Raw genomic sequence first — 18,797 nt, forward strand, 5'->3', positions numbered from 1 at the left:
ACAGGGGAACTGAAATGACAGACTCAACGACGCCGCTTTTATCATTAAAAGGCATCAGCAAAGTCTTTCCGGGTGTCAGGGCGTTAAATAACGTTCACGTGGATTTGTATCCGGGAAAAGTAACCGCCCTGATTGGCGAAAACGGCGCGGGAAAATCGACGCTGGTGAAAGTCATGACCGGCATTTATCAGCCGGAAGAAGGCGAACTGCGTTATAAAGCGATTCCAATCAAACTGCCGAATCCCGAATCCGCGCACAAAGTTGGCATTACCGCCATTCATCAGGAAACCGTGCTGTTCGACGAGCTTTCCGTCACCGAGAATATTTTTGTCGGCCATTACATCTATCGCGGGCTGTTTAAACGCCTGAACTGGCCGGCAATGCATCAGCAGGCACGCGATATTCTGACGCGTCTGGAAGTGAACATTGACCCGCACGCCATCCTGAAAGACCTGAGTATCGCGCAGCGTCATATGGTGGCGATTGCCCGTGCGCTGTCGTTTGATGCGCAGGTGGTTATTCTCGATGAACCGACCGCCGCGCTATCGCAGCATGAAATTGTTGAGTTTTATCAAATTGTTGAACGTCTGAAACGCGAGGGTAAAGCTATCCTGTTTATTTCGCACAAGTTCGACGAGATTTTCTCCATTTCCGATTACTACACGGTTTTGCGTGATGGCAGTTATGTCGGTTCCGGCAAAATCAGCGACATCAGCGAACAGCAGATGGTGACCATGATGGTCGGTCGCGAAGTGAGTCAGGCTTACCCGAAAGTGAACTGCGAGCCGGGTGACACCGTGCTCGAGGTGCAAAACCTCAGCCATCCGACCGAATTTGCAGGCATTAACTTCTCTCTGCGCAAAGGCGAAATTCTCGGCTTTTACGGGCTGGTCGGAGCTGGCAGAACCGAGCTGATGCAGGCGCTGTTTGGCGTCACACAGCCCGGCGGCGGAAAAATTCTGATCAATGGCAAAGAACAACATTTCTCCCGCCCTTCTCAGGCTATCCGCGCAGGGATTGTGTACGTGCCGGAAGAGCGCCAGAAACAAGGCGCGATTATTGATTTGCCCATCAGCCAGAACATCAGCCTGCCGCAGCTCAGTAAGCTGAATCCGCGTGGGGTGCTCAACGACAAAAAAGAGTGGGCGCTGGCGGATGATTACGCCCGACGTTTGCAGGTAAAAGCGTCCAGCTGGAAACAGGCGGTGGGTACGCTTTCCGGCGGTAACCAGCAGAAAGTGGTGATAGCCAAATGGCTGGCGACCAAACCGGACATCATCATTCTCGATGAGCCGACTAAAGGTATAGATATCGGCTCCAAAGCGGCGGTGCATCAGTTTATGTCTGAACTGGTCGGGCGCGGGCTGGCGGTGATTATGGTGTCATCTGAATTACCGGAAGTGATGGGCATGGCCGATCGCATCATTGTGATGCATGAAGGGCTGATGGTGGCGGAATTTAATGCCGGTGAAGCCAGCGCAGAAATGATTGTCAGTGCCGCCAGTGGCGCGGGCGAGGAGGCAGCATGATCAAAAACCTGCTCAAATATCGCGAGCTGTTGCTGGCGGTGGTGATAGTGCTGATGGTGCTTGGCGTCGGCGCGCGTTCACCGGAGTTTGTCGGTGCCGGAAACCTGCTTGAAATGTTTAACGATACCTCGATTCTGATCATCCTCGCCCTCGGCCAGATGATGGTGCTGCTGACCAAAGGGATCGACTTATCGATGGCCGCCAATCTGGCGCTGACCGGCATGATCGTCGCGCTGATTAACTTCCATCATCCCGATATTCCGGTGTGGTCGCTAGTTGTGCTGGCGACAGTTCTCGGACTGGTGATGGGCGCGATTAATGGCCTGCTGGTGTGGAAAGTCGGCATTCCGCCAATTGTGGTCACGCTCGGCACCATGAGCATTTATCGCGGCATTATCTTTCTGCTTTCCAACGGCGGCTGGATCAATGCTCACCAGATGAGCCCGGAGTTCCTCAGCCTGCCACGTGCCACTTTTATCGGCCTGCCGCTGCTCGGCTGGTGTGCGATTGCGGCACTGATTCTGGTGGCCTATTTCCTGCGTTACAGCCGCACCGGACGCGCTTTGTATACCGCAGGCGGCAATGCCACGGCAGCGTATTACACCGGCATTAACGCCGGTAAAATGCAGTTCGTCAGCTTCTGCCTTTCCGGCGCGCTGGCCGGTTTCTGCGGCTATCTGTGGATTTCACGCTTCGCTGTCGCTTACGTCGATGTTGCTAACGGCTTTGAATTACAGATTGTCGCGGCGTGCGTCATCGGCGGGATCAGCACCATGGGCGGCATCGGCTCGGTGGTCGGCTGCCTGCTCGGCGCGCTGTTCCTCGGCGTCATCAACAATGCCCTGCCGGTGATTGAAGTGTCGCCGTTCTGGCAGATGGCGATTTCCGGTGGCGTGATTGTGATAGCCGTCATCCTCAACGAACGCGCCAATAAACGTAAGGGGCGGCTGATCCTGCGCCATTCTCCTGCCGTCCAGCCTGTGCGAACTGAAACCGGAGCAAGATCATGAGTAAGACCTTAACTTCGCGCAACACGCCGCATTCAACTGCCGGAGAAAAATCCACCATGTCCGTCACGCCGTTTTTCCACCGCCTGATGTGCTGGGAAGGATTTTTGCTGCTGGTAACGCTGCTGGTGTTTGTGGTGAATGCGTTCGCTTCGCCGTATTTCCTCAACATCTGGAATCTGTCGGACGCGACGTTTAACTTCACCGAAAAAGCCATCATCGTGCTGCCGATGGCGATGCTGATTATCGCACGTGAAATCGATCTGTCGGTCGCCTCCACCATGGCGCTCAGTTCCACCGTGATGGGATTCTGCGCGCAAGCCGGTTTGCCAACACCCGCGCTGGTCGGCGTCGGGCTGAGCGTGGGATTATTGTGCGGGCTGATCAACGGACTGCTGGTGACGCGGCTGAATCTGTCGTCAATCGTGATTACCATCGGCACAATGAGCCTGTTCCGTGGTATCACGTATGTGCTGCTCGGCGATCAGTCGCTGAATAAATATCCCGCCAGTTTTGCATGGTTCGGTCAGGGGTATGTCTGGGGGCCGCTGTCTTTTGAGTTCGCCCTGTTCCTGGTGCTCGGCGCAATGTTTTATTTCCTGCTGCATAAAACCAATTTTGGCCGCCGCACCTATGCCATCGGCAACAATCCGGTTGCCGCGTGGTATTCCGGGATTAATGTGAAACGCCACAACCTGACACTGTTTGTGCTGGTCGGCGTGATGTCCGGACTGGCGGCAGTACTGCTGACGTCACGGCTTGGCAGCACGCGTCCGACGCTGGCACTCGGCTGGGAACTGAGCGTGATCACCATGGCAGTGCTCGGCGGCGTCAGCGTGCTCGGCGGATCCGGCAGCATGACCGGCGTGATCATCGCCGCGTTCCTGATGGGCTTGCTGACCTTTGGACTCAGCCTGCTGAATGTGCCGGGGATTGTGATGTCGGTGATTGTCGGCGCGATGCTGATCGTGGTGATTTCATTGCCGGTGTTGTACCGCAAGGTGCTGGCGCGGGGAAAATAGCGATCACTTTGCCTGCGGACGGGGATTATGGCTGGAGAGTTGTGTGTCAATACCTTCACTCAGCGCTTCAGCCAATTTATCGAGCATAAAACCGATAAACGCCGTGCAGTCACTGGCGCGATCACATTCGCCCAATATGCGGTAATAGTCCTGCTGCTGATTGTGGATCAGCGTTTCAACCGGAAGCCAGGCCAGTTCAGGTCGCCATTGACTGAGGATCAGCGTCTGCCATAAGCGTCCCATCCTGCCATTGCCGTCGGCAAACGGGTGAATAAATTCAAACTCATAATGGAAAATCGAACTGGCGATGAGCGGGTGGATATCCGTTTCCTTTAGCCAGTTCAGCAAATCAGACATCAGACGGGAAAGTTGCCCCGCAGGCGGTGCCATATGAATCAGCTGGTTGTGGCGATACACGCCCACATTGCCAGTGCGAAGGTGTCCCGGCGCATCCACCAGTCCGAGCATGAGCGTCTGGTGGGCTTTCAGGACATCATCAAGACGATGACTTTTCCACGCCGGTAATTGTTCGTAAGTCAGGATGGCGTTACGCACTTCCTGAATATCCTTTTGCGGCGCAAGCACGCGCTTGCCTTCCATAATGGCCGTCACCTGCTGCGTGGACAGGCTGTTATGTTCGATAGCGAGTGAAGCCTGAATAGTACGGATACGGTTTTCTTTGCGCAGAAGCACAGATGAGTGTTCAGCATGTGCAGCCCAGCGCCCCAGCAATTCCCCGACGTCCACAACACGGCTGAGGATCTGCGGTGTGATAGTGTACGGAGGCTGATAACCTGCCATTCAGTGCTCCTTTTGAAATAATGATTGCGCATAGTATCACGCGGTAAAATCTTCAAAAAACCTTCTTTCATCACAGCCCCTTGATCCGTGCAGCCCTCCTCCCGTAGTTTAATCAGACACCGGGTTTCTGAATGACTTGTAACAGGGGAAAACATATGCGGATTTTAGTTGTGGGTGCTGGTGCGACCGGCGGGTATTTCGGGGCACGTCTGGCGCAGGCCGGGCAGGATGTGACGTTTCTTTTACGTGAAAAACGCGCGCTTGCGGTTGAGCAAAACGGGCTGACTGTTCACAGTCCGCACGGTGATTTCCATTTCCAGCCTAATGTCTTACAGGCCTCGCAGCTCACCGGTCCCTATGACCTGATTTTACTGACCGTTAAAAGCTTCGGGCTGGAAGCGGCGATGAAAGACATCGCGCCGGTTGTCGGTGAGAATACCATGGTGATGCCGGTTCTCAACGGCATGAAACACATGGAGACGCTGAGTCTGCGTTTCGGCGAGCACGCCCTGATCGGCGGATTATGCAAAATTAATGCAACGCTGGATGCCGACGGCCATGTCCATCAGATGACGCCATTGCACCAGATTATTTATGGCGAACTCTCCGGCGAAAAAACCGAACGCATTCTGAAAGTCGATCAGGCGTTTCAGAGCGCAGGCGTTGAAGCCATCCTTTCTGAAACGATTATCACGGATTTGTGGGAGAAGTGGTTGCTGCTTTCAAGCCTCGGCGCCATCACCTGCTCCATGCGCGGCAATATCGGTCAGGTAGCTTCAGCACCGGGCGGAACAGAGTTCGCCCTGGCTATTGTCACCGAAGCCCTGACCACCATGAAAGCCTTTGGCTACGCGGAACGCGCGGCGGCGGTCGCAAAAGTCAGGGAAGCGGTGACGGATAAAAACTCGCCACAAACCTCGTCCATGTACCGCGATATGATGCAGGGATATCCGATCGAAGCGGAGCAGATTGTTGGTGATTTAGTAGAGCGCGCAACGCGTGTGGGCATTAGCGTACCGCATCTGCAGGCCGCTTATACACATTTGTGTGTTTATCAGAAGAACTACTTAAAACAGTAAAACCTTTCCGCCTGTTCATGCAAATTTCAACGCTGAACGGGCGCATTCTGTTGAATTACGCTACGAGAAGATTACGTGGAAGCACAATGATGGGAACATCATATTTGCTGACTCGTGGAATGATCGCCAAACTGCATAATTAAAAAGGGGCAAAATGCACCTTAATCATAAAGCCATTTACCCGCCCTAGCCGATTCTGCAAACATTCTCACCGTTAAAGGCTTTCTGATCTTTTCAACATCCTTACGCTTAGCCTTAAACCAGCGAGTTAAAAAAGGAAGGTTTTCCCAAGGAAAATAGTGGGACCAATTTACGACTGAAAGATCCACTTTAAAGGTTTTTTCATAGGCTTCGAGAGCACATATGAAATCATCACCCGGAGCAAAATCCTGTAGCTCAGTATCAAACTCAAGCGGCACTTCCCTTTTTAAATCGAAATCGTAGTATCCAGGTATTTCCTCGCGGAACATTAACAAAACTTTTTCGTCCATTAAAAGTACGTCCATTCAATACGATCTTCTGGATGGGCGATTAAGTTATATTTCGATCTGGTTTCAGTTGCTACCTGCTGGACTAATATGATTGCCATTGCGTATCCAACAAAGGGAACATATCTATCAATCAATGCAGCCCATTTAGTGGTTCTTCGCATAGTCAGAGTATTGAAAGTCTTACCAACCGGCGTCCACGCTTTGAGGCTAAAGGGTAGTTTGGCTTGCTTTAAAAGTGCTCTTGTTAGCTTTGACGCCACGCTGGTTCCCGTTATTGCAGTTACCATTTTGCCCGGAACCGGAATGTAAGGCTGCCCTGTAATAATGAGAACTGTAGCCGTAGTGTCTAAGCCGAGGTGGTTCGCTAAGCTTTCAATAAAAATTAATCCGAATAACTCTTGATTACTCAGATTCGCATGACCGTGGTAGAAGTACGTCCCGTTTAGCGTTTCGGTAGTATCCATCTTCCATATCCATTTGATTAGCAGGGCTTTAGAATACTGCTGTATTCATAAGCAGGCAAAGGGAATTCTATGTGCGGGCGCTTCACGCAGCAGGAGCCCCGCTATCAGTAATAAACATCTGAAAATCAGGCAACTACGACTTTCGATAATTGTACCCCGCTGAACAAAGGAATACTTTTAAGCCTCACTTTTAAAAATGGAATTTTTGAAAATGGCTATACCAGCTTATTTATGGCTCAAAGACGATGGCGGCGCACTGATTAAAGGCGGTGTGGATGTTATCGGGCGGGAATACAGCATCGAAGTAAAAGGATTCCATCATAATCTGATGACGCCAACTGATGATCGTACAGGGAAAATTACGGGTACACGTATTCATTCCCCTATGATGCTGGTGAAAGATTTTGACTGTTCAAGCCCGTATATCTACAAAGCAGTGGCGACGGGTCAATGCCTTGCTTCGGCTGAAATCAAATGGTATCGGATCAATGATGCAGGTCAGGAAGTTGAGTATTTCAACATGCTGTTAGAAAAGGTTCGGATAGTGTCTATTTCGCCGGCTATGGCAGCAGCCAGCAATCCGAATGAAAATCATATGGAAACTGTTGAATTACGCTACGAGAAAATTACGTGGAAGCATAACGATGGCAATATCATCTATGCTGATTCATGGGATGACCGCCAGACTGCATAATGTGAAAAGGGGCATACCGCCCCTTAATCATATAGCCAACGACCCGCCTTTGCTGATTCGATAATCATCTCGACCGTAAGCGGCTTGTAAACTCGACGTTGTAATTTCTTCCACCATAACCACACAGGCCATTCTGGTTCAAAATAATTATCTAAATTAAAGTTATCGTAAGAAATACCGTACCGGGTAAACAAATCTACTAACATTTCTTCTAATTCTTCCTGAAGATAATTAAAATGCTCCTGAAAGGTCCATTCTTTAAGAACTTTTTGCTTCCGTACGCTATATTTATCAGTGATATAACTTAAAATCTCTTTCTCATCGACCATCAGAAATACGTCCATTCAATACGGTCTTTCGGCCGTGCAATCAGATTATATTTATTCCTGGTTTTTCTGGCTATGATTCCAAATATGATCATGGCAGGAATTGTTCCTCCGACATACGGCGCGTAACGCCCGACAGCAGCACCAACACTTTTCGTCATGCGGGTTTTCATGAAACCTACAGGTGTTGCCACTGGTTCAACAAAGCGCATATCTTTAAAAATTCTTCGAGAAAGTTTTGAAGCGACGCTGGTCCCCCAGGTTGAATCCCCCAATCCCTTCGGTTTTGGAAGAATTGGCCAGCCTGCAATGATCATCGCAGAGGTTTCTATAGCGAGCCCTTGATGCTCAGCAAAGGACTCCGCAAAAATCAACCAAAATAACTCCTGAGCGCTTACATTGGCATGACCGTGATAGAAGTACGTCCCGTTTAGCGTTTCGGTAGTATCCATTTTCAATATCCATTTGATTAGCAGGGCTTTAGAATACTGCCGCATTCATAAGCAGGCAATGTGCCCCCTCGCACTGAATATCATCATTGCTCCTTCCGTCACGTTAATCGGTCTGTTGATACCAGAACCTTGCAACGGTTCCATTGATCCACGCACCCGCGGGCTATTTTCGTGAAGGTAACATCCTGATCAGCGTGTTATCGCGCCGGCGATAGTGATGCCAGAGAGCCGCCAGAGTATGTAATCCGATGAGGTAATACCCCGCGTTAGCGAGCCATTCATGCAGCGTTTTTAATAGCTTCTGTAACGGTAAATCCGGAAACACGCTTTTCGGCATAAGGATGTTAAACATCGTCCAGTCATGCCCGCCATAATATTGTGACAAAATACCCATCACCGGTAAGCTGAGAAACATCAGATATATAAGAATCTGCGCGCCACCTGAAAAATAATGCTGCCAGCGCGGCAACGCGGGTTTGACCGGTGGCGTAACATACATCCCGCGAACAAAAAGCCGTATACACATCAGAAATAATACGCAAAATCCCAGACTGTAATGCGTCAGGGCTAATAACTCCCGCAAGGGCGTGCCTTTTGCAAAACACCCTTTTATATCCATCGTGGTATAGGTCAATACCACTAAAACAAACACCAGCCAGTGGAGCAAAATTTGAACGAAAGAATATCGGGTACGCATAGCATTTCCGGTAAACGAAGAGACGTTAACCATACTTGCTGAGACTTAAGCTTACATTAAGAGGAATGAGCACCGGCGAGAAATGATCGGATGCAGGGGTATTACGATGTTAAAAAAGGGAATAGCGCAGTGAGAAAGAAGAGGCAAAAAAGTGTGTTATCTGCCCCGCAGTTTGCAAGGCAGAAAACACTGAACACATCGGTAGCCTGATTAACGCGCGATCAGGAAACTCTCTAATGTTGCACCACCATCCAGTGCCGCTTTAATGGCAGAGGGAGTGCGGCCCTGGCCGGTCCAGGTTTTTTTAGAACCGTCGGTATCGGTATACTCATAGATTGCCGGGCGTGGTTTACGCTTGGCTTTACCGGATTCTTTGGTTGTCTGGTGACCCAGCAGGTCATCAATAGCGATGCCGTCGTTTGCCAGCATTTCACGGTATTTCAGTAATTTTTCGTCACGTTCCTGCTGCTGCGCACTGCGCGCTTTCACATTTTCGCGTGATTCTTCAACAATTGCAGTCAGCTTCTCGAGAATTTCTTCCAGAGTGCTGAGTGGCATTTCACGAGCCTGTGCCCGAAGTGTACGGATATTATTCAAAACGTTTAACGCGTTGTCCATGATGTGCTCACTTTAGAGGGGTATCATTAAATTAGTGACCCTGATTCTACACAAAGAAATAATGATATCAATTGCGCCAGCATAATATTATTCACCGTGACACAACGGTGGCAGTCGCCACTCTTTTTCTTTAATTGTTAATACCCCCTCTCATAACAACTTGTTGTCGCTGAGTAATTAAAACTTTTACGAAGAAATCACTTTAAACACCTAAAAAACGCCAGAAAAATATTATTAATCACAATTTGCACACTTTGATAATAGTGTCAGTACGTGAATAAACTATGTTGTTATTATGTACAAATTTGTCAAAGTCTGGTCTTTACGTGCGAAGCATTACTCTTTTCTGAATAATCATTTCGGTAAAATGGGTTAGAAAAAGCATCTTCTGCACCATTTTTTAGAAGCGATTAAACAACTCCGACGGTAAAATGAGACTTAAATCACAAAATAAGACCCCTGACCGTTATGTTCAAAACCATTTTTGTTGTTTGTGCTGGCTGTGTAGCGCTGAAACTTGCGCTGGACTGGCAGATCATTTTGCAGGTAGCTGAAGGCTGATTGTCAGTTCCCTGGCCATCTTCGCAAACTCAGACAAGTTTCTGGTCAGGATCCCCCGCCGCCACACCAGCCAGGTCGTCAGATAACGATAATTGTCAGCCAGCGGCCAGATACTCACCGTACTGCTGCCCGGCATACTTTCCAGCATACTACGTGGCATCAGCGCCAGTCCGCCACCTGCAATGACGCAGGCCAGCATGCCGTGATAGGACTCCATCTCGTAAATTTTCCCCGGCGCTGCACCATCATCCGCGAACCAGCTTTCAAAATGACGCCGGTAAGAACAGTTGGAGCGAAATGCATACACAATTTCTCCGTTTACGTCCTGTCCGCGTGTGACCGGTGCATGATGCAGCGGCGCGACAATCACCATTTCCTCCGGGTATACCGGCACACCATCCAGCACAGGATGCAGGACGGGCCCGTCTACAAACGTTGCCTCCAGCTCGCCCTCGAGCAATTTATCCAGCAATTCACCCGACGGACCGGTACTCAACGCCAGTTCAACTTTGGTGAACTGCTGATGATATCGCGCCAGCAACGCCGGAATACGCACGGCGGCGGTACTTTCCAGCGCCCCCAGTGCGAAAATCCCCTGCGGTTCTGTTCCGGCCACCGACAACCGCGCTTCTTCCACTAAATCCAGGATCCGGTTGTTGTAATCGAGAAAATTACGCCCTGCTGGCGAAAGACGTAACCGCTGATTCTCGCGGATGAATAATTCGACACCCAGCTCCGCCTCAAGCTGTTTAATGCGTGTTGTCAGATTCGACGGAACACGATGTACCCGCTGTGCAGCGGCGCTGATACTGCCGGTTTCAGCAACGGCACGGAACATCTCAAGCTGTGAGAGATTCATAAGCTTTCTCAAAAAGTGAATGGTTTACTTATTTTTATTCATTTTTATTAAAACACGCAACCCTCTATTCTGAACGCACTGGTTCAACGAGGAATAAAAAATGACGACGACAAATTCGCAAACACATGCCATTTCGCAAAATCCGTTCACCGGCGAACGTATCGCTGAATATCCTTTTGACACCACGCTGGCACTGGAAGCGGCGGTTTCGCAGGGCAGCGCGGCATTTAAGCAATGGCGCAAAACTGACGTCCAACAGCGGGCAAAGCTGCTGGTCAATCTGGCCGCCGAACTGCGCTCCGCCAGCGAAGACATCGCCCGCATGATCACCCTCGAAATGGGCAAGCCGGTGAAACAGGCACGCGCTGAAGTGGAAAAATCAGCCGGATTGTGTGAGTGGTACGCTAAAAACGGTCCGGCGATGCTGGCACCGGAACCGACGATGGTCGATAACGGCGAGGCGCACATTCATTACCGCCCTTCCGGGATGATCCTGGCGATTATGCCGTGGAATTTTCCGGTGTGGCAGATTTTACGCGGTGCCGTGCCGGCGTTGCTGGCAGGTAATACTTTCCTGTTAAAACCGGCGCCGAACGTGATGGGCACCACGTATCTGGTGAAACAGGCCGCGCTGAAAGCTGGTTTTCCCGCCGGTGCGTTCGGTGTGATTAATGTCGGAAATCCGGCAGTGGCAGAACTGATTGCTGACCCGCGCGTGGTTGCCGTGACGGTGACAGGCAGCGTGCGTGCCGGTGCGGCAATTGCAGAGCTGGCAGGTAAGTCCCTGAAAAAATGTGTGCTGGAACTGGGCGGTTCTGATCCGTTCATCGTGCTTAATGACGCCAGTCTGGATGAAGCGGTAAAAGCGGCGGTTGCCGGTCGTTATCAAAATACCGGGCAGGTATGTGCCGCAGCCAAGCGGTTTATCGTTGAGGAAGGGGTGCTGGATGCGTTTACCGCAAAATTTGTTGCCGCGACTCAGGCGCTGGTGACGGGCGATCCGCTGGATGACGCGACCTATATCGGCCCGATGGCGCGTTATGATTTGCGTGATGAACTGGATAAACAGGTTCAGGATACGCTGGCAGAAGGCGCAACCCTGCTGCTCGGCGGCGAGAAAATTGCCGGAAACGGTAATTTCTATGCGCCGACTATTTTAAGCAATGTGACGCCTGAAATGACCGCATTTCGCCAGGAACTGTTCGGCCCGGTTGCCGCGATCACGGTGGCGCGCGATGCAGACCATGCCGTCGAACTGGCTAATGACAGCGAGTTTGGCCTGAGTGCGACAATTTTTACAACGGACCTTGCGCGGGCGGAACAGATGACGAATGAGCTGGAAACCGGTGGTGTGTTTATCAACGGTTACAGTGCATCCGATCCGCGTGTTGCGTTCGGTGGCGTGAAAAAAAGCGGCTATGGTCGTGAGCTTTCACACTTCGGTTTACGCGAGTTCTGTAACGTGCAGACCGTGTGGAGCAACCGGAAATAACACCCGCCGCGCTCCGTAAAGGGTATAAAAGAAATCTCATCCGGGCGCGAAAGTGCCCGTTATCTTTTCCCTTCCTTTTATTCATGTCAAAAATAACGAACCTGTAACGAAATGAAAGCATCTTCTTTTAAAATCGCGTTAATTGTGGCGAAACCCTTCTTAACAAGAAATTAGCAATTAAAGCTAAAGTTCGTCACATGAAAAGGTGTTTATTAACGTTGTGCCCGTTAACTAACGGCAACGTAATACCCGATTCAGACAGTGAACTCTTGAGGAATAACTCCATGAAAGGCTTAGTAAATGATGTTTTATCCATATTCTATCCGAAGTCTGTTAAGCCTGTTTTGATCCGCAGCGGATTATCACATCGTGAAATAGCCTCCCTGCAAGCTGTTGGTGTAACAACGGTTTCCTGGGCTACTTCCATGGAAGAACTCAACAATGCGATTGTTAAAAAAGCGTTAGATGCAGGTGCGGTCGGTTATCACATTACTAATGTGGAATCCCATAAACCGGGTAAAGAGGAACAACACGTCATGGCGGCCACCGCGACGTTTTATCATATCAACCATAAAGTGGCCTATGACTGATGTTTCCTGACAGTTTAAGTAAAATATAAAAAGCCGCATACCGGACAGGTCTGCGGCTTTTTTATTTAATTCGCCTTTCAATATCATTTCTCTGAACGCCCTTCTGACTACTCATCCCCCGATTGCGACTGACACACCCTGACGTCATCCCTTTTGATCTCACCGGAATTAGCCGTTTTTTACTCGCTATTTGAGCAATGGCATTAGGAACATTCTTATAACATCACCAAAACAACCACACAAAAAGACGCCTGCACGTCAGAATATCTCAGGGAATTTACATGACTCGCCATCGCCGCGCGACCGGGCGCTTTGCCCGTTTTGTCTGCGCTTTTCTTTTGTTATCACTCTTCTCTGTATCCCAGGCCATTGCTCAATCGGCAGGGTGTACGGCGCTGAATAACCGCACGTTTTCTACCGCGAACTTTTCAAGTCAGGCTTACCAAGCCAGCCAGTTTGATACCAGTGATACCTTAACGCTGACGTTTTCAGATTCTGGCGCCGGTGTGAACAGCGAGATGACAGATACGGACAGCTTCGGCCTGACGAATTATGCGCAGTCGACATTCTCAACCTACTATGTCACCGGCGGCACGGCAGGTACTCATTCTTATACCGTGACAGGGTCACAACTGGCGAGTGCGGGAGTTCGCTTTCGCATCACCACCAGCCACGGCTACCTGAGCCCTCTCAGCGTTTCCTGTACCTCACCGGTCAGCGCATCCACCGATGCCAGCCTCTCGGCGCTGTCACTTTCAACCGGTTCGCTTTCCCCGACCTTTTCCAGCGGGACAACCTCTTACAGCGCAACCGTCGCCAATAACGTGACCAGCATTACGCTGACACCAGTGACCACCGACAGCACCGCAACCGTAAAAGTGAATGGAACTTCCGTCACTTCCGGTAGTGCGTCAGGGGCGATCCCGTTAAGTGAAGGCAGTAACACGATCACCGTCACCGTGACGGCTGCCGACGGCACCACCACGTCCGGCTATTCTGTTCAGGTTCAACGCAACGGATTAGCACCGGTCGCCGGTTCTGCCAGCGCCAGCGTAGCGTTTAACAGCAGTAATAATACGATTGCCCTGCCCCTTTCCGGTGGCGCAGCGACATTGGTGGCACAGGGTGCGGCACCTGCACACGGTTCGGTCGTATTCTCAGGCTCAACTGCCCTTTATACGCCGCTGCAAAACTATTTAGGTGCGGACACTTTCACGTATACCGCCAGCAACAACTGGGGCACATCCGCGCCAGCGACCGTCAGCGTGAATGTCGCCGCACCGGTAATTACACTGTCGCCTGTCACCTTACCTTCTGCCACATCCGGCACCGCTTACAACCAGACACTGACGGCAACCGGCGGGTCAGGCAGCTATCAGTTCACGACCGGGGATGCGTTACCTGCCGGATTAACACTGGGATTGAATGGCGAAATTTCGGGAACGCCGACTGCAACGGGCAGCTTTAACATTACCGTCGTGGCGCACGATACGGCGAATGCTGCCACCGGAAACCAAAGCTATACGATAACCGTTAACGGGCAGGCACCGGTCGCGGATGCGGTCAGCACCACAGTTGCCGGTAACAGCAGCAACAATGCCATTGTGCCGGCACTGTCTGGCGGCGTCGCAACGTCAGTCACCGTTACGACCGCTCCGCTTCACGGCACGGCAACGGCTTCGGGTACCTCACTGAGTTACACCCCTGCGCCCGGATATTCAGGTACCGACAGTTTCACTTACACCGCCAGCAATAACTGGGGAACTTCATCCGCTGCAACGGTGAATGTGACCGTAGCCAGCGTGACGCTCGGCTTCACGCCTGCGAGCGGCGCATTACCCGCAGCCACCGCAGGTACGCCGTGGTCGCAGATCATTACTGCCAGCAACGGCACCGCCCCATACACCTACAGCGCATCCGGCCTGCCTGCCGGACTCTCCGTCAGCGCCAGCACGGGTGAGATCTCCGGTACACCCGCCGCTTCCGGCACTTATACCATTCAGGTAAGTGCCGCGGACAGTCACGGGATCACCGGCACCGTAAACTACGCACTGACCGTTGCCGGACAGGCACCGGTGGTCAGTGCGGTATCCTCGAGCGTGGCGGCCAATACCAGTGAGAATCTGATCGAGCCGGTGCTGTCGGGCGGCGCAGTCACGTCACTGGCGATTGTGCAGCAACCCGCACACGGCACGGCGCGCATCCAGAACCTGAAAATCCGCTACACACCGGTTGCAGGTTATTCCGGTAGTGACAGTTTCATTTACAGCGCTTCCAACAGTTTTGGCGCAGCACAGGCGACGGTCACGCTGAATATCACTGCCGTATCGCTGGCCTTTACGCCTGCCAGCGGCGCGTTGACCGATGGTCGCGCAGACACGCCTTATCGTCAGACGTTCAGCGTAACCGGCGGCACGGCACCGTATCAGTACCGCATGTCAGGGACATTGCCTGCCGGATTAACACTGAGCGGCGACACCCTGAGCGGAACCCCTTCCGCAGCGGGAAACAACAGCTTTACGTTGATCGCCACCGACGCCAGCGGCGTAACGGCTCAGGTCGCGTACACGCTAAACGTTACCAGCGCGCAGCCGGTGGGCGTCAGCCATGCGGCCTCCGTTCTGGCTGGCAAATCCGTGCGGGTAAACCTCACAGAAAATGCCACCGGCGGGCCGTTCACTGGTGCGCGTCTTGTCGATTCTCCGGCGGCAACGCTCGGCAGTGCGGCGCTGGAGCAAAGCGACAACAGTATTTATTTCGACTTCCAGGCTGCGGCTCAGGCTTCCGGCACGGTGGTACTGCGTTATGTGCTGCTGACGCAAGACTCGCAATCTGCCCCAGCGACCGTGACACTGACCATCGCCGGACGTCCTGACCCGTCCAAAGATCCGGATGTGCTCGGCCTGGTCAGCGCGCAGATTCAGTCGGCGCAAAATTTCGCGCGTGCGCAAATCCGCAACTTCAGCGATCGTCTGGAAACGCTGCACAACCCGGCCAGTGCGCGCAGCGATATGAACGGCATCCGTTTCAATATGCCAGCGTCTAAAAAGGAACGCGGCAACGATGACACGCTGTGGGACACCGCATGGGAGCACAATCGTCCGCAGCCTGAACTGCCGCAACTGACCGATAAAAACGCCGCGCAGCATCCGCTTAAGGGTGCGAACTCGCGTATCAATTACTGGACCGGCGGATTTGTTGACTTCGGCCACTCAGGGAAAGACGGTGTGAGTTTCAGTCACACGCTGGCCGGCATCAGCACCGGCGCGGACTACCAGTTTACCCCGACTTTCACCGCAGGTATGGGGATTGGTTTTGGCAGAGACGTTAGCGATATCGGTGACAGCGGTTCCCGCAGCAACGGCCGATCCATCAGCTCGGCGCTTTATGGCAGCTATCATCCCAGCCGTTTCTTTATCGATGGTTTGCTCGGATACAGCCGTCTGGACTACGACAGCCGTCGTTATGTGACAGAAATGGATCAATTCGCCCGCGGCGACCGTGGCGGTTATCAGGTATTTGGGGCTCTGACATCGGGTTATGACTATCGTCTGCCCGACCTGCTGATTTCGCCATACGGACGCCTGCAATTGTCTCGCACCCGGCTCGACAGCTACACGGAATCCAGCGCCGATGCCTACGATCTGGCTTTCGCCTCCCAGGTACTGAATGATGTGACCGGCGCGCTCGGCGTTCGCACCCAATACGCACTGCCACTGACGTGGTCGGTGCTGCGCTGGCAAAGTCGTTTCGAATACACGCAGGCTTTCAGCGATCCGGGCCGCGCCCGTCTGGGTTACGCCGATTCCGGCAATGATACGTGGAGTGCGGATGTCTACGGCGACAGTCAGGAAAATCTGGTGTTAGGCATGGGGCTGGATTTCCTGCTGCCGCATAACATTACGCCGGGCATCGCCTATCAGGGCACGCTCGGGCTGGATGAGGCACGCAGCCGCTCGCAGATGATCATGATCCGGGTGAACATCGGGTTCTGATAAGGAAGAGGCGTCCTGAAGATAACGGGACGCTTTTGATCAACGTGCTTGATGTAACCCGCTGCAACGCCTGAAATTTCTCTGGAAAGCGCATCTCATTTTCGCGGTTAGCCCGTTGGTTTAGCCTCCGCAGACGCGTTACATTGCGCTGGAATAGCGCGAGCCTGATAAGCTCTATCCATGCTATGGTTTACAAAAATAAAAATATGCGGCAATAATCGCCGCGAATTATCCATTTTGTAAACCGGTGGTTTTTTATGCTTAACACTGAGGCGAGACAACATCTGAAAACGTTACTCCCTTGTGGGCTGATCACCACAAAAACGTGGTTGCAAGAACAGGGATTACCACGACATTTTATCGATAACGCAGTAAAAAGCCGGACGTTGCTGATGCTTGCACCCGGCGTGTATACACGTGATGAATCGCCATTGAACTGGCAAGGGATCGTAACCTCGCTTCAGCGTATGCACCCAACGCCCGTCACTTTAGGCGGTCTGACGGCTCTGAACCTGGAAGGGTTAGCACATTATCAGCTTAAGGGTCAGGTCGTACCAGTCAGCCTTTATTCTTCCAGTCCACTTCCAGCGTGGCTAAATAAAATCACCGGGCGCGCCAGTTTTAAAGGGCACAGCACGCGACGTTTATGGCCTGATTCGGTCATGGCGGACAAAAGATTTCTGCGTGAAAGTCAGTGGCAGGAATCGCTGTCGCCAATGCTCTATTCCGCGCCTGAGAAAGCTATGCTCGAACTTCTCTCAGACGTGCCCAAAGCTATCAGTTTTGAGCATGCTGACCAAATCATGCAGGGGCTTTCGACACTCTCCCCTCGCAAACTTGAACTTCTGCTCCAGGCAAGCGGCAGTATAAAGTCCAAACGTCTTTTCCTGTGGCTGGCACAGCGTCACAACCATGCCTGGTTTAAATATCTCAAGCCTGATCTTTATGAGTTAGGTAGCGGTAAACGCGAAATCGCTAAGTCCGGCAGACTAGATACGACATGGAATATTACGGTACCCAAGGATATGTAATTAAAAATGGACAGGGAAAGTATTTACTACCGACAGGTGCAGTTGCTTTTACAATTGCTTCCTTTCATTGCAAAACACGATTGCTTTGCTCTCAAAGGTGGGACGGCAATCAATCTTTTTATCCGCAATTTTCCACGCTTATCCGTTGATATCGATCTGGTTTATTTGCCCGTGCTGGACCGGGAAGAGTCACTATAGGGAATTAAAGCTGCGTTAGACGACATTGCGAAATCAGTGCTCGCTTATATTCCGCAAAGCAAAGTCAGTAAATCCTATGAGGACAAAAATGATGCATTGCGGCTGGTTGTCATCCGCGACGGGGTTCTGATCAAGATTGAGCTTTCACCGGTATTGAGGGGAACAGTCTTTGAGCCGGCTCTCCTTCAGGTCTGTGAAGCGGTGGAAGATGAACTTGGTTTTGCTGAAATATCTGTTGTTTCCTTTGCCGATCTTTATGCCGGTAAAATCTGTGCTGCGTTAGACCGCCAGCATCCCAGAGATCTGTTCGACGTAAAACTTCTGCTTGACAATGAAGGCCTTACATCAGCGCTTCGTAAGGCTTTGCTGGTTTATCTGATCAGCCATCCACGCCCTATTGCCGAGTTACTTCAACCGCATTTAAAAGATATTTCGGGTATTTATGAAGGCGAGTTCCGCAACATGGCAGATGTTGATGTTCCGCTCGCCGAATTGCTCGCAGTACGCAGGCAACTGATTGACCTGATTAATGGGAAAATAACTCAGGAAGAGAAAGAATTTTTACTGTCATTCAAAAATAAAGAACCGGACTGGACGTTATTGGGTCTCGACAATATAGACAAGTTACCCGCAGTGCGTTGGAAAAGAAAAAATCTGTCGAAGATGCCCGCAGAGAAACATGCGAACGCGCTTAAGCGACTGTCATTCGTTCTTGATGTTGTCATGTAACCCGCTGCAACGCCTGAAATTTCTCTGGAAAGCCCACCTCATTTTCGCGGTTAGCCTGTTGGTTTAGCTTACTCAATTACGCTATAGTGCGCCCGCTGCGGCAAAATCCGCAGCCGGGTTTCGCAGCTCGGCCAACACTATAAGGACGTACTTGATGTTATA

Annotated in this window: 16 protein-coding genes and 3 pseudogenes; 11 read left to right on the forward strand and 8 right to left on the reverse strand. The window is 51.6% G+C overall.

Annotated elements, in window-relative coordinates; genetic code table 11:
- The first annotated feature begins 14 nt into the window (after positions 1–14).
- From EC840_RS06605 to EC840_RS06615, 3 genes are read left to right on the forward strand one after another with little or no spacing between them, the layout of a single operon-like run.
- Positions 15–1,529: a sugar ABC transporter ATP-binding protein gene (locus tag EC840_RS06605; protein WP_132964552.1), complete on the forward strand. Its 1,515-nt coding sequence runs from the start codon at positions 15–17 to the stop codon at positions 1,527–1,529.
- Positions 1,526–2,539 carry an ABC transporter permease gene (locus tag EC840_RS06610; protein WP_132964554.1) on the forward strand — a complete coding sequence of 338 codons (1,014 nt, stop codon included), beginning with the start codon at positions 1,526–1,528 and terminating at the stop codon, positions 2,537–2,539. Before EC840_RS06605 ends, EC840_RS06610 begins: the two co-directional genes overlap by 4 nt.
- A gap of 56 nt (positions 2,540–2,595) precedes the next feature.
- Positions 2,596–3,558 carry an ABC transporter permease gene (locus EC840_RS06615; protein ID WP_132964821.1) on the forward strand — a complete coding sequence of 321 codons (963 nt, stop codon included), beginning with the start codon at positions 2,596–2,598 and terminating at the stop codon, positions 3,556–3,558.
- A gap of 48 nt (positions 3,559–3,606) precedes the next feature.
- Here the strand turns inward: EC840_RS06615 and EC840_RS06620 are convergent.
- Positions 3,607–4,359 (reverse strand): annotated as a pseudogene (locus EC840_RS06620) (Fic family protein); the annotation flags it as partial.
- Positions 4,360–4,514: 155 nt separating this feature from the next.
- On the opposite strand from EC840_RS06620, the gene EC840_RS06625 reads away from it, so the two are divergent.
- Both EC840_RS06625 and EC840_RS06630 read left to right on the forward strand, forming a co-directional pair.
- Entirely contained in the window at positions 4,515–5,438 is a 924-nt protein-coding gene (locus EC840_RS06625; protein WP_132964558.1) for a ketopantoate reductase family protein, read from the forward strand.
- A 46-nt stretch (positions 5,439–5,484) separates the two neighbouring features.
- A pseudogene (locus EC840_RS06630) lies at positions 5,485–5,577 on the forward strand (type VI secretion system tube protein Hcp); the annotation flags it as partial.
- Positions 5,578–5,599: 22 nt separating this feature from the next.
- Here the strand turns inward: EC840_RS06630 and EC840_RS06635 are convergent.
- Both EC840_RS06635 and EC840_RS06640 read right to left on the reverse strand, forming a co-directional pair.
- The gene (locus EC840_RS06635) at positions 5,600–5,944 is read right to left on the reverse strand and encodes a DUF1493 family protein (protein WP_129639626.1); all 345 of its coding nucleotides are present in this window, start codon (positions 5,942–5,944) and stop codon (positions 5,600–5,602) included.
- Positions 5,929–6,393: an STM2901 family protein gene (locus EC840_RS06640; protein WP_129639625.1), complete on the reverse strand. Its 465-nt coding sequence runs from the start codon at positions 6,391–6,393 to the stop codon at positions 5,929–5,931. Before EC840_RS06640 ends, EC840_RS06635 begins: the two co-directional genes overlap by 16 nt.
- 211 nt (positions 6,394–6,604) lie before the next feature.
- On the opposite strand from EC840_RS06640, the gene EC840_RS06645 reads away from it, so the two are divergent.
- Positions 6,605–7,087, forward strand: coding sequence for an Hcp family type VI secretion system effector (locus EC840_RS06645; protein ID WP_132964560.1), 483 nt, complete (start codon positions 6,605–6,607; stop codon positions 7,085–7,087).
- 23 nt (positions 7,088–7,110) lie between these two features.
- Here EC840_RS06645 and EC840_RS06650 read toward each other — a convergent pair whose 3' ends face one another.
- The 5 genes from EC840_RS06650 to EC840_RS06670 form a co-directional block, all read right to left on the reverse strand.
- Entirely contained in the window at positions 7,111–7,416 is a 306-nt protein-coding gene (locus EC840_RS06650; RefSeq protein WP_240783363.1) for a DUF1493 family protein, read from the reverse strand.
- A complete protein-coding gene (locus tag EC840_RS06655; protein WP_112287423.1) occupies positions 7,416–7,865 on the reverse strand; it encodes an STM2901 family protein in 450 nt (149 codons plus the stop codon). Before EC840_RS06655 ends, EC840_RS06650 begins: the two co-directional genes overlap by 1 nt.
- Before the next feature lie 163 nt (positions 7,866–8,028).
- On the reverse strand, positions 8,029–8,562 hold the full coding sequence (locus tag EC840_RS06660; RefSeq protein ID WP_129639619.1) for a cytochrome b: 534 nt from the start codon (positions 8,560–8,562) through the stop codon (positions 8,029–8,031).
- Positions 8,563–8,772: 210 nt separating this feature from the next.
- On the reverse strand, positions 8,773–9,180 hold the full coding sequence (locus tag EC840_RS06665; protein ID WP_112287421.1) for an H-NS family nucleoid-associated regulatory protein: 408 nt from the start codon (positions 9,178–9,180) through the stop codon (positions 8,773–8,775).
- Positions 9,181–9,715: 535 nt separating this feature from the next.
- Positions 9,716–10,600: a LysR family transcriptional regulator gene (locus tag EC840_RS06670; protein WP_132964562.1), complete on the reverse strand. Its 885-nt coding sequence runs from the start codon at positions 10,598–10,600 to the stop codon at positions 9,716–9,718.
- A gap of 100 nt (positions 10,601–10,700) precedes the next feature.
- On the opposite strand from EC840_RS06670, the gene EC840_RS06675 reads away from it, so the two are divergent.
- The 5 genes and pseudogenes from EC840_RS06675 to EC840_RS06695 all read left to right on the forward strand — a co-directional run bounded on the left by EC840_RS06675 (position 10,701) and on the right by EC840_RS06695 (position 18,635).
- Positions 10,701–12,092 (forward strand): aldehyde dehydrogenase family protein, encoded by a 1,392-nt coding sequence (locus EC840_RS06675; RefSeq protein ID WP_132964564.1) that lies wholly within the window; start codon positions 10,701–10,703, stop codon positions 12,090–12,092.
- Positions 12,093–12,376: 284 nt separating this feature from the next.
- Complete coding sequence (locus EC840_RS06680) at positions 12,377–12,682, forward strand: DUF1471 domain-containing protein (protein WP_112287418.1); 306 nt, start codon at positions 12,377–12,379, stop codon at positions 12,680–12,682.
- Between the two features lie 281 nt (positions 12,683–12,963).
- Positions 12,964–16,677 carry an autotransporter domain-containing protein gene (locus EC840_RS06685; protein ID WP_132964565.1) on the forward strand — a complete coding sequence of 1,238 codons (3,714 nt, stop codon included), beginning with the start codon at positions 12,964–12,966 and terminating at the stop codon, positions 16,675–16,677.
- A gap of 257 nt (positions 16,678–16,934) precedes the next feature.
- Entirely contained in the window at positions 16,935–17,708 is a 774-nt protein-coding gene (locus EC840_RS06690; protein ID WP_132964567.1) for a type IV toxin-antitoxin system AbiEi family antitoxin domain-containing protein, read from the forward strand.
- A gap of 6 nt (positions 17,709–17,714) precedes the next feature.
- Positions 17,715–18,635 (forward strand): annotated as a pseudogene (locus EC840_RS06695) (nucleotidyl transferase AbiEii/AbiGii toxin family protein).
- Positions 18,636–18,797: the final 162 nt, after the last annotated feature.

It is taken from the genome of Rahnella sp. JUb53 (genome assembly GCF_004346065.1).
Taxonomy (GTDB): Bacteria; Pseudomonadota; Gammaproteobacteria; order Enterobacterales; family Enterobacteriaceae; genus Rahnella; species Rahnella variigena.

Excerpts from the sequence above, each read along its gene's own strand:
- EC840_RS06660 (WP_129639619.1), bottom strand. The coding sequence starts at position 8,562 with ATGCGTACCCGATATTCTTTCGTTCAAATTTTGCTCCACTGGCTGGTG.
- EC840_RS06675 (WP_132964564.1), top strand. The coding sequence starts at position 10,701 with ATGACGACGACAAATTCGCAAACACATGCCATTTCGCAAAATCCGTTC.
- EC840_RS06650 (WP_240783363.1), bottom strand. The coding sequence starts at position 7,416 with ATGGTCGATGAGAAAGAGATTTTAAGTTATATCACTGATAAATATAGC.
- EC840_RS06635 (WP_129639626.1), bottom strand. The coding sequence starts at position 5,944 with ATGGACGTACTTTTAATGGACGAAAAAGTTTTGTTAATGTTCCGCGAG.
- EC840_RS06680 (WP_112287418.1), top strand. The coding sequence starts at position 12,377 with ATGAAAGGCTTAGTAAATGATGTTTTATCCATATTCTATCCGAAGTCT.
- EC840_RS06665 (WP_112287421.1), bottom strand. The coding sequence starts at position 9,180 with ATGGACAACGCGTTAAACGTTTTGAATAATATCCGTACACTTCGGGCA.
- EC840_RS06615 (WP_132964821.1), top strand. The coding sequence starts at position 2,596 with ATGTCCGTCACGCCGTTTTTCCACCGCCTGATGTGCTGGGAAGGATTT.
- EC840_RS06670 (WP_132964562.1), bottom strand. The coding sequence starts at position 10,600 with ATGAATCTCTCACAGCTTGAGATGTTCCGTGCCGTTGCTGAAACCGGC.
- EC840_RS06655 (WP_112287423.1), bottom strand. The coding sequence starts at position 7,865 with ATGGATACTACCGAAACGCTAAACGGGACGTACTTCTATCACGGTCAT.
- EC840_RS06645 (WP_132964560.1), top strand. The coding sequence starts at position 6,605 with ATGGCTATACCAGCTTATTTATGGCTCAAAGACGATGGCGGCGCACTG.
- EC840_RS06685 (WP_132964565.1), top strand. The coding sequence starts at position 12,964 with ATGACTCGCCATCGCCGCGCGACCGGGCGCTTTGCCCGTTTTGTCTGC.
- EC840_RS06640 (WP_129639625.1), bottom strand. The coding sequence starts at position 6,393 with ATGGATACTACCGAAACGCTAAACGGGACGTACTTCTACCACGGTCAT.
- EC840_RS06605 (WP_132964552.1), top strand. The coding sequence starts at position 15 with ATGACAGACTCAACGACGCCGCTTTTATCATTAAAAGGCATCAGCAAA.
- EC840_RS06625 (WP_132964558.1), top strand. The coding sequence starts at position 4,515 with ATGCGGATTTTAGTTGTGGGTGCTGGTGCGACCGGCGGGTATTTCGGG.
- EC840_RS06690 (WP_132964567.1), top strand. The coding sequence starts at position 16,935 with ATGCTTAACACTGAGGCGAGACAACATCTGAAAACGTTACTCCCTTGT.
- EC840_RS06610 (WP_132964554.1), top strand. The coding sequence starts at position 1,526 with ATGATCAAAAACCTGCTCAAATATCGCGAGCTGTTGCTGGCGGTGGTG.